The 11,103-nt window shown below is 33.7% G+C and carries 7 protein-coding genes and 2 pseudogenes; 7 read left to right on the top strand and 2 right to left on the bottom strand.

The window, feature by feature from the left end:
- The first annotated feature begins 121 nt into the window (after positions 1-121).
- From G468_RS0108630 to G468_RS24455, 3 genes are all read left to right on the top strand, one after another.
- The gene (locus G468_RS0108630; RefSeq protein ID WP_026822789.1) at positions 122-2,212 is read left to right on the top strand and encodes a TonB-dependent receptor; all 2,091 of its coding nucleotides are present in this window, start codon (positions 122-124) and stop codon (positions 2,210-2,212) included.
- Positions 2,213-2,230: 18 nt separating this feature from the next.
- Positions 2,231-2,557 (top strand): class I SAM-dependent methyltransferase, encoded by a 327-nt coding sequence (locus G468_RS24460; RefSeq protein ID WP_210409080.1) that lies wholly within the window; start codon positions 2,231-2,233, stop codon positions 2,555-2,557.
- An 83-nt stretch (positions 2,558-2,640) separates the two neighbouring features.
- On the top strand, positions 2,641-2,976 hold the full coding sequence (locus G468_RS24455; RefSeq protein WP_210409079.1) for a hypothetical protein: 336 nt from the start codon (positions 2,641-2,643) through the stop codon (positions 2,974-2,976).
- Positions 2,977-3,283: 307 nt separating this feature from the next.
- Here the strand turns inward: G468_RS24455 and G468_RS20210 are convergent, their stop codons facing one another.
- A complete protein-coding gene (locus G468_RS20210) occupies positions 3,284-3,661 on the bottom strand; it encodes a hypothetical protein (protein ID WP_034249601.1) in 378 nt (125 codons plus the stop codon).
- A 653-nt stretch (positions 3,662-4,314) separates the two neighbouring features.
- Positions 4,315-4,524, bottom strand: coding sequence for a hypothetical protein (locus G468_RS0108615; RefSeq protein WP_026822788.1), 210 nt, complete (start codon positions 4,522-4,524; stop codon positions 4,315-4,317).
- A 309-nt stretch (positions 4,525-4,833) separates the two neighbouring features.
- Between G468_RS0108615 and G468_RS20205 the strand changes: the two genes are divergently transcribed.
- The 4 genes and pseudogenes from G468_RS20205 to tehB all read left to right on the top strand — a co-directional run bounded on the left by G468_RS20205 (position 4,834) and on the right by tehB (position 10,845).
- Positions 4,834-5,586 (top strand): DNA/RNA non-specific endonuclease, encoded by a 753-nt coding sequence (locus G468_RS20205; RefSeq protein WP_407062040.1) that lies wholly within the window; start codon positions 4,834-4,836, stop codon positions 5,584-5,586.
- Between the two features lie 220 nt (positions 5,587-5,806).
- Complete coding sequence (locus G468_RS0108605) at positions 5,807-6,811, top strand: DUF3472 domain-containing protein (RefSeq protein ID WP_034249597.1); 1,005 nt, start codon at positions 5,807-5,809, stop codon at positions 6,809-6,811.
- A 632-nt stretch (positions 6,812-7,443) separates the two neighbouring features.
- Positions 7,444-9,639, top strand: a pseudogene (locus G468_RS20200) (TonB-dependent receptor).
- A 329-nt stretch (positions 9,640-9,968) separates the two neighbouring features.
- A pseudogene (gene tehB, locus G468_RS20195) lies at positions 9,969-10,845 on the top strand (SAM-dependent methyltransferase TehB).
- Positions 10,846-11,103: the final 258 nt, after the last annotated feature.

The raw sequence follows: 11,103 nt of genomic DNA, 5'->3' as shown, positions 1-11,103 counted from the left end.
TATTAATAATCATTTCATTTGTTAAGAAATGGGCTATTTTTTCACTACAGTTAATGTTATATTATAACATAATACAATTAATGGAATTAAAGAGCACTCGTTTATAGGAAATGTAAACAAAATGAAGAAAATTTTATTGTCCAGTTTGACAACAGCAATTGGGATGGCTATTTCATCTGGCGTAATGGCAGATGCAAAACTAAGTACGGAAAAAAAGAACAAGGATGTTATCGTTGTAAAAACCGATCCATTAAATCGCCCTTCTTTATTGATGACAACGCCAACCAAGGTTTTGTCGGGAGAGGAGTTAACGCAGCAGCGTAAGGCTTCTATTGCTGAAACATTAGAGGAAATACCAGGTATTAATGGTAGCCATTTTGGAGCAGGCGCAGTAAAGCCAATTATTCGTGGTATGTCGGGCGCACGCGTTAAGGTACTGAATGATGGCATTGATGTACTGGATGCTTCGATTGCTGGACCTGATCACGCGATCACCAGCGAACCTTTCTTAGCTAATCGAATTGAAGTTTTAAAAGGGCCAGCAACATTACTTTATGGTGGTGGTGCAATGGGTGGTGTTATTAATGTGCTAGATGATCGGATCCCCACTTCAGTACCAGAAAAAGGTTATGCGGGACAGATTGATCTACGGACCAATAGTGTCGCTTATGAAAATACTGGAGCGGTCGGATTAACATTAGGTAAAGAGAATTTTGCGCTTCGATTGGAAGGATTAAAACGTCATGCGCAAGATTATCGTATGCCAAAGCGTGCCGGTGAACTAGATTCTTATCGCTTGCAGGGCTCTTATAATCGTACTAATAATTTTAATATTGGTGCCAGTTTGATTGGGGAAAAGGGCTATATTGGTCTGGCGTATGGTATTCAACATAATGAATATGGTTTACCGGGTCACAGCCATGCTCATTGCCATGAACATAGTTCTTCAGGAAATTGGCATTGTGAGAAAGATGATCATACGCATCATCATGGTCATATGCATCATGGGCTTACTCATGCGCACGATCATCAACACAATCATAGCCATGGTGTTCCCTTTGTGAATATGAAACAGCAACGTTGGGAAATCCGTAGCGAATATCTGGATCCTTTTAGCGGTTTTGAGCGTATCCGATTACGTGCGGCACATACGAATTATAGTCATGATGAAATTGAAGGTCAGACAGTTGAAACGACATTTAATAATAAAGCAACAGAAGGACGGCTAGAATTAACCCATGCACCTATTTTAGGTTGGCACGGGGTAATAGGTGGACAGTTTACTCAGCGTAATTTTTCTGCTGAAGGTTTAGAAGCGTATGTTCCTGCTACTTTGACCCGTAATCAGGCGCTTTTTTTAATTGAGGAATTTGAGGCCGGCCCATTACGTTATGAATTAGGCGTTCGTCATGAGTGGCAAAAAATTGATGTAACAAAAGGTAGTCGTTCTAGCCAACATAGTGGTACTTCCGGATCGGCCGTTGTAACATGGACATTGGCTCCTGAATATGCATTGACGGCCTCATTATCACATTCTAAACGTTTACCTATTGCTGAAGAACTTTATGCAAATGGGATCCATGCTGCAACAAGGACGATTGAAACAGGTAATGAACATCTTAAAGCTGAATCAGCAACTAATTTTGATATTGGTTTTACCAAATTTGCCGGCGATTTCCAATTTGGCTTAAATACTTACTATAACCATATTGATGGATATATTTATGGTAAGGATGCAGGTTATTCACCTGGTGCGGGTTATCGCCATCTACACTATGTACAGCAAGATGCTGTTTTTAATGGGATTGAAGCTGAAGCATCATATCAACTCACGGATAATACCAAGTTCTCTGTCCAGGGTGATATTGTTAAAGCCAAGCTTCGTAGTGGCGGTTATTTGCCACGTATCCCGGCTTACCGCATCTCAGCTACCATTGAACATCAATGGTTTGAATCCTTAAACGGCCGGTTGCGACTTACTCATGTTGGTAGCCAACATAAAACAGCGCAATATGAAACATCAACAGCCGGTTATAACCGAGTTGATATTGGCCTAACCTGGCAAAATCATTTTAATGACTTAGATTATATGCTGTATGGGCGCATTGAGAATCTATTTAATGGCGCAGCTCGGGATCATACCTCGTATATTAAAAATGAAATGTATTTGCCTGGTCGTAATTTTGTTATTGGAGCAAGTTTATCTTTCTAAATTTCTAGGGGAATTGATTTGGTATCAACACTATTTCGTCATATTGAAATGATTCATGGTAATAACCCCTGGGGCAAGATATTAGATGCGGGTACAGGTATTAATTCACTAAGCTGGATCAGCCAGCTTAAGAGTGAAAGTTGGACTGCAGTAACTTGTGCAATTAATATGAAAGCCGATATTCAGCAAATTATCTCTGCCAGACAAAGACCTCAGGATCGTCTTTTATTAGGTAATTGGGCTGATAGTGATTTCATGGTTAATGAACGATTTGATACTGTTATAGCTGATTATTTATTAGGCGCGGTAGACGGCTTTGTGCCTTACTGGCAAATACCTCTTTAAAAGCATTAACCCTTAATCGGCTTTATTTTACTGGTTTGGAGCCTTATGTCCCTTACAATGCAAATTGCCGAGCGGGGCATCTTGTGGTAAGTATTGGCCGTTTGCGTGACGCATGTTTATTACTTGCTGGTGAACGTCCATATCGAGAATATCCGGCCGATTGGGTGATCTATCATTTACAACAAATGGGATTTGAAATAGTAGATCTTAAACATTATCCAATTAATTATGGTCACAATTGGTTGACAGGCCAAATGGAAATGTGCCGCCAGCGGGTTAATACATTCGTTGATCGACAATTAGCCATGTCGATGCTTGAGCATATCAATCAATTAGAACAACAGGCACTTTTATGTATTGCCCAACAGGGAAGTTTAAAACATGGTGCAGATTATGTTATTTCCGCCAAATTAGCATAATAAAATTCATTAACATAATATGCTAATGAATGAAAATAGTAGGCTATTTATACTAAGAAAAGAGGCTTAAACATAATATTTGATTTTTGTTATAAAATATTTATTTACTATTCAATATCTCATATTGAATAAATAAGATAGATAAAATTAACTAGAGTTAAAATATTGTCATTTACTAACATTTGCTATAAACATTAATTTTATTTGCTAATAATTTCTTGTCTGCTAATCGCACCTTATAAGGTACCGTAATTGGTTACGGTACCTTAAGAATTTTATCGCATTTTGGCTAATATTTAACTATAGATTAGGCACATGTTTCAGGTGAAAAATCCTTATGTCCTCTACCTTCATAGCATTTAATTAATACATCTTGCGGTTTTTCTAAGATCCATTTGTCATCTTTAAGAATAAAAGTAAAAATGGTTTTGATTGCTTCGACAGAATCGTCTAAAAGGCCGGACTCTACAATACTTACTTCAACTGAATCAGGAGACTCAATACGATTAGTACGTTGAGTAATAACAACATTACTAACATCAGGCTGGAAACTATTTCCCATCATTTTAATTGCTAGCGGGATGGGTTTATTTTCATTATCTGACATAGTTGTTTCTGTTTGCTTATCACAAGCAGCTAATAATAAACAGGAAGAAAGAGCAATCGTTAATTTTAATCTATTCATTTTTAACCTTTATTTTTGTGAAATTCGCTATCGATTATAAATTAAATAACAATATTTATCATAGTATATTAATCTGAAATTTTGTTTCTTATATTGTGTTTTCTAAATTATTTAGTTATTGATAGTTATGTCTAAGGAATATTTGTTATTAGTGATAATATTAATCAATCATATTTTTTTGTTTGCAAGAATAGATACTCTATCATTAGAAAAAGAATGTTGAAATATCTCTAATACTGTCGTCATTAGATGACAATCTGTAGAGTTTTCAAATTACTTGGTCAGCTGTGGCGTTTTTATCATTTATAAGTATAAAAATTGTTTATTAATGACTAAGGCTTGATAATTGAAATTAGATAAAATAATAGAAAACATTTTAGAATAAATTTATAATATATTGGAATAACGCCTAACTGATAGAGTAATATTTCTACAATATAAAACGAATTTAAATGTTTTATTTGAAACTATTAGTTAATAAATATTGCTATATTTTAATTTAAATTTTTTAATAAAACTATTTATATTAATAAATCATGTATTGTCAAATTTTGCTAATGTTATTCAGAATTTAATCTTGTGATCCTTAACAAAAAACGTAATTATTAAATTAGAGATAATACACCTCTTCTTACTGAAGAGGTATGTCTAATTCAGTTAGATAACTGAGGAGCGCTATTCTTGATTTCTGTCGTGGCATCAATGATATTTGTAATTATTTTTTCAAAAGGTGGATTGAAACCTATGTTGGTAGTTATATCAGTGCTTTTTATATTGTCATTTAATATATCAGCTGCAGCATAGCCACAATTAATACTAAAAATAGAGATGATAATAGCTAAAGTTTTCAATAACCCTGTCATAAAATTATCCTCCAATGATAAGTAAAAATGACGATTAATTGTGCGCTATATTTTTCAACATTGCAATAACATTTGTGAAATATTGTAAATTTTATTTATATAAGAGTATTTATTGTATTTTATATTTATTTTTACTGTTTTATCTTGTTGTCAAATAGCTTGTTTGCTGGTTTAAATATTATAGTAAAATTTATATAAAAAAATCGACTATTAAGATGAGAAATTATCATATGAAAATATTTTTACCATTTATTTTTACTTATTTCTGGCTGTAATATTGTTCAACATGAACCAGCACCTGTTAAGTCTATTGAAAAAATTACGCCTCAAGTTAGACAAAATTGTGGAATAGGTTGTCCAATAGGAGGAAGTAATACCACGATACAACGTGTAGTCTATACGCTAAATAATAACAGTAATACTAAATTTGCAAATTGGGTTGCCTACTTAATAACGATGGATAGCTTAGGCAGCGGTAAGGATAGAAATTGGAAAAAAGATCCAGATTTAAGTAATAATGCAACCTTGTCTCCAGCAGATTATATTGGTGCCAATAAAGCATTAAAAGTGGATAGAGGCCATCAGGCGCCATTAGCTTCTTTGGCAGGTTTGGCGGACTGGCCGGCACTTAATTATTTATCTAATATCACCCCACAAGTCGCAGAGCTTAATCAAGGCGCATGGGCGCGTTTAGAAGATCAAGAAAGAGCGCTAGCCAGAGTAGGTAATAAGGTGTTTTCAGTAACAGGTCCTTTATATGAAAAAAATATTGGTAAGCTACCTAATAGCGACAAAAAACATCTTATCCCTAGTGGATACTGGAAAGTGACATATATAAATGACAGTCCTGAAAAATCTTCTTATGCTGCATTTATTATGGAACAAAATACGCCACTGAGTGGGAATTTTTGTCAATATCAAGTCACAGTAAAAGAAATTGAACAGAGAACTGGGTTAATTATTTGGAGTGGGTTACCAGAAAATATTCAGCAAGCAATAAAATCAAAACCAGGAAAATTAGTTGAAAGAATGGGCTGTAGTATAATTCAACCTAAATATTAATTATAACTAAATCATAATTACATTTTGCTAAAATTAGTACTATTTAGTCAATTAAACTTAATTTTAAATATAACTATTTTATAATTTTTTATTTTTTTTGCAATAGCAGAAATATATTATATTCAATATGTTATAAAATATTTTTTTGTGGATAATAATTAAATAAACCTCAATTATTTCATCATTTAATAAATAATATAAAATAAATAGGAATAACTATATGAAGAAAATTTATTTATTATTTTTGGTATTTTTATGGAGTAGTTTATCTAATGCGATTGTAGTCGGTGATATTGTAACAATTCAACATAAATGGCCTGACAATGCTGCATTCAATAAAATATCCTTTTTCCTACAAGTTAATAATGATGGCGGCTCGAGGTCAAATTATTATTGGGCGAATCAATTTAATTTTATAAATGGAGGTACTGGTTTTATTGGATTACAAAATAGACAAAATGGCGTTCATGCATTTAATTATTCAATTAAACAGGCTAAAGGGTGGCGAAGTGGGAATTGCCGTTATTTTTATTATGCTGGTTCAGGTGTACAGTGTGATGTTGTTATTCAATGGATAGCAGGACATTTGTATCGACTGGATGTTAGCAAAGATGGAAATTTAGTTACTGGTTTGATTACTGATTTAATGGATGGAACATCAACTACGATCGGTATTATTGAAGTACCAAATAATTATGGCAAATTAAATAATTCTAAAGGATTTGTCGACGAATATTCTCATGGTCATAATCAATTAAAGTCTTGTTATGATATCGGTGCGCAAGCTTCTATGTTTCGCAATCCTTTAGGCGATAATCGCATTCTAGCTAAACAACGTACTTACACTAGTGGTAACTGTAATAATATATTTGTCGTTCATGCAGCATGTAATGATGGAGAATGTATTAACACTATTAGTAATCTTAATGTATCTATTCCTCCTAATATTCATAAAGTTACTATCAGGAATAGTCAAAATATTTTGGTAGAAGAAGTAGCTGCCGCTTTAAATTATAATGCGTTAATTGCCATAAAAACTTATGATGGAAGCTGGGCACCTAAAATTTATTTCCCAGATGCAAACAAATATAAATTTAAATCAATATATATTAAATCTAATGCTAGTTATCCTTCAACCCTCTATTTTGATAATAAGCAGCTTAGAATAAATAAATCTGAAAAATTAATGTTTGTTTCTGATGGTAATGAATGGATTATACAATAATTTTTCATTGCAAAGTATTTTTATTAATAGCCACTGGTTAATGCTGGTGGTTTTTTATTAAAGCTATTTTATATTAGTTAAGTTTTTATATGGTTTTATATATTTATTATTTACTTATATTAAATTTTGAAAATGGGTTTGTATAAAATATATTAACACACCCATTTTAATTAATTTTAATTAAACGAGTAGTGAGTTAATAGATTGAATTTTATAAATAAAAAATATTTTTAGCTAATTACTTACGCTAAAATATACATTTATTTCGTTATTAATATTTTATATAGATTCTTGATTACCTCAATCAAATGAGTATAATTCTCATTTTCGTTTGCATGAATTCCTATTTCAGTAATTGCTTTTTTATATTTGACAGGGAATATATATCATTTTAGGTAAAGCGTTAAACGTAAAGAGTTCGCATCAGTAACTATATGATAAAAAATATATTTTATTATATAGGGTTTCTGTTTTTTTATCATGACCGAATAATGGCAAGTTATTTCCAATTCATCATGGCTATGAAATGAGTGTTGGCTGCTTTTTGCTCAGTTCAGTTTTTGCTGATTTATAAAAAATTAACTTTCCAGGCGGTCATTATTTACAACACCAGTCTTTTGTTTGAATAAAATATGAAAAATATTAAATACATGAAGGTACCATTTTGTGGCTCGTTATTGATGCTGACAATGAATACTACAGCGCAAACAGCAACTGCTGAAATCAATAATATAAAAAATCAACAAGATATCATTGTCGTGCATGCAAAGTCGCAAAATGACTTTCAATCTGGCGGAGATTCCCTTGTGCCAGCCCATTTAAATGGCCATATTGCACATGGTGGTCGTCTTGGTATGTTGGGTGAGCAAAATGCCATGGATGTTCCATTTAATGTCATTGGTTATACGGCGAAAATGGTCAGCGATCAACAGGCAAAAACTGTTGCTGAGGTCGTCAATAACGATGCCGGAGTTCAGAGTATACAAGGGTTTGGTAATTTTGCCGAAACTTATCGTATCAGAGGCTTTAAGTTAGATGGCGATGATATGACGCTCGGGGGACTGCCTGGCATTCTACCTCGTCAGATGGTGGATACTGCAATGATTGAGCGGGTTGAAATTTTCAAGGGTGCTAACGCATTAGTCAATGGTGCCGCTTCTTCTGGCGTTGGTGGCATAATTAACCTTGAACCCAAACGAGCAGAGGATATACCTATTACCCGTTTAGGCTTAGACTACACTTCAATATCGCAAGTGGGTGGAACATTAGATGTTGGTCGTCGTTTTGGTGAAGATAATCAGTTTGGTGCGCGTCTTAATTTAGTTCACCGCGAGGGAGAAACTGCGGTAAAAAATGATAAGCGCCGAACCACGTTAGCCACGCTTGCTTTGGATTATCATAGTAACCGAGTTAGAAGTTCATTGGATTTCGGTTATCAAAAGAAAACTTTTCACGGTGGTACCATGGGTGTAAATATTAGTGAAGTCAATTTTATTCCACTAGTACCCAATAACAGACACAATTATAGTCAAAAGTGGGGTTATAGTAATATAGAGAACTAGTTTGGTCTCGCACGAGTTGAATATGATCTAGCTGATAACTGGATAATGTATGCTGGGGCGGGTGGTCAACATAGCCAAGAAATAGGTACCTATAGCTCACCGAAAGTAATAAATCGCAAAGGTGATGCAACAGTAAGCCGGCTTGATACCAAACTTTTTATTGATTCGTTTAGTGCTATGGTCGGCGTAAGGGGGCAGCTTGCAACCGCTTTTATTACTCATCGCTTGAATATGGGATATTCTGCACAGAATAAACGTAATAGAATGGCATGGCGAATGTCTACTAATAATCCTATTACTAATATTTATCATACTCGTTATGTTGCTATGCCGGATAATACCATTTTTGGTGGCAACTATTCTGATCCATTAACAACGGGTCGTGCCTTTACTCAGGGTTGGTTATTAAGTGATACATTGAGTGCCTTTGATGATAAATTACAATTATTGATAGCTGCACGTCATCAGAAAGTAGAGGTTCGCAATTATAATAATGAAACCGGTGCTGAAGAGCGTGATGCACGGTATAGCAAGGGCCATTGGATGCCTACCTATGGGATAGTTTACAAACCATGGCAGCAAGTTGCTTTATATGCCAATCATACAGAAGCCTTGCAACCGGGAAGCATAGCACCAAAGAACGCATCAAATTATGGTCAAAGTACAGGTATTGCTTATTCCCAGCAAAATGAGATAGGGATGAAAATGGATTTTGACCGGATCGGCGGTACATTAGCCTTATTTGAAATTAAAAAACCGTCTGCACTTTTGGATAGTGTCACAAAACGTTATAGCCTTACTGGTCAACAACGTAATCGAGGTATGGAATTAAACATATTTGGTGAACCGGTATTAGGTTTGCGATTGAATACTAGTGCAACTTGGTTAAATCCAGTGTTAACAAAGACACAAGATAGAGTCAATGATGGTAATGATGCGATTGGAGTACCACGTTTTTACATGGTTATAGGTGCTGAATATGACATTGAATCAATAGACGGTTTAACGGCAATTATGCGGATAAATCATTCTGGCTCCCAATATGTAAATATAGAAAATAGTAAAAAACTTGCTAGCTATACCACTTTGGATTTGGCAATGCGTTACAATATGCAAGTTAATCATAATCAAAATGAGATAGTTTGGCGGGTTGGTATTGATAACTTAACTAATGAAAAATATTGGTCTGGCGTTGAAGACTATGGTACCTATATTTTTCAGGGTACTCCGCGTACTTTAAAGGTTTCTGTCAGTTATGATTTTTGATTTATCCATAATTTTATTATGCCCTGATAAAGTATTTGCTTAAAACTTGAATTTACTTAATGTTAAAAATTTATTTGTTATGGCATATCATCTAAAGTGGCTACCAAATGGTAGCCGTTTCTTTTGTAGTCTACTAACTAGTCAATTTACTTTCATCATGATGATTAGCTTCTTATCTAGTATTTTTCTATCTGAGAGAGGACAGCAAGCTGATTGTTTAGCAAAAATAATTAAGAATAAATATATTCAATTTTATTTGTCAGCGGAATTTACCAATACAGAAAAAAAAATTAAAATGCATTTAAAATGCAACTTATAAAGAAATGATTATGAGCAAACTTATTTGTTACAAACAATTTACTAATTGGAATAAGTCCACAATCCCTTTAGCACTAATGAAACGTCATAATACCCAAGAAGGTACATGGGCTCAATTGACGATATATTGAGGTAGTATGCAGTTTGTGATATTTGATGAGAATGGTAATGAGCAGCAGCACCATTTTGATGTAAAGTGTCAACCAATGCAAATTCAGCCTCAAATATGGCATAAAATAGAATCTGTTAGTGATGATATTGAGTGTCAACTCTATTTTTATTGCCGCGAAGAAGCATTTTTTTATAAAAGAAATGGTCTTACACTTCCACATTCAGAAGTTTGTATTCTTTCTCAAATTACCAAACCATGTAAAGTATTAGATTTGGGCTCAGGTCGGGGTCGTAATAGCTTTTTTTTTGGCATTACAAGGTTATGCTGTGACTGCAATGGATATCAATCCTCAACATATTAATGCCATTGAAATAGTCAAAAAAACCGCTGATTTCAAGCAGATAAAAACAGCAATCTATGACATTAATGATCATGCTTTGACAGAAAATTACGATATAATTATTTCAACCGTGGTATTGATGTTTTTACAGAGAAATAAAATCGCTAAGATTATTGAGGATATGCAAAATCATACAAATGTTGATGGGTACAATTTAATTGTTTGTGCAGTTGAAACTGATGATACTCCTTATGAAATTTTACCTTTTAATAGTTTTTTAGCACCTAGTGAATTAATAAATTATTATAAAGATTGGGAAATCATCAAATACAATGAAGAACCAGGGCATTTACATAAAACTGATAAATTTGGTAATCGCATCAAATTGAATTTTGCCACATTGATTGCTCGTAAGAAGCGGTTAAATAAAGTGTAATTGAACTTAGCAGAAAAAATTTTCTAATTATTTCTCTTATAGTTCATGGTTAGGAATCTCAATCAATACAGTAAGGTATTAATGGAGGTGTTTTGAAGTTAATATTTCTATTAAATTCTGACAGTTTTCTCGTTGATTAACCATGAGAACAGTAATTCGGTTAAATTATCATCTAAAAGCCTAATAATAGGCACACTGCTCCTAGGCTGCGGTTTGTAACCATCGTTTTTTGACCATTTTATCCCGCCTTTCTGACAG

Source organism: Arsenophonus nasoniae DSM 15247, assembly GCF_000429565.1.
GTDB lineage: Bacteria > Pseudomonadota > Gammaproteobacteria > Enterobacterales > Enterobacteriaceae > Arsenophonus > Arsenophonus nasoniae.
The sequence above is the reverse complement of the archived record's forward strand: the minus strand, read 5'-3'. Positions and strand labels throughout refer to the sequence as shown.

Excerpts from the sequence above, each read along its gene's own strand:
- G468_RS0108630 (WP_026822789.1), top strand. The coding sequence starts at position 122 with ATGAAGAAAATTTTATTGTCCAGTTTGACAACAGCAATTGGGATGGCT.
- G468_RS20210 (WP_034249601.1), bottom strand. The coding sequence starts at position 3,661 with ATGAATAGATTAAAATTAACGATTGCTCTTTCTTCCTGTTTATTATTA.
- G468_RS0108615 (WP_026822788.1), bottom strand. The coding sequence starts at position 4,524 with ATGACAGGGTTATTGAAAACTTTAGCTATTATCATCTCTATTTTTAGT.
- G468_RS0108605 (WP_034249597.1), top strand. The coding sequence starts at position 5,807 with ATGAAGAAAATTTATTTATTATTTTTGGTATTTTTATGGAGTAGTTTA.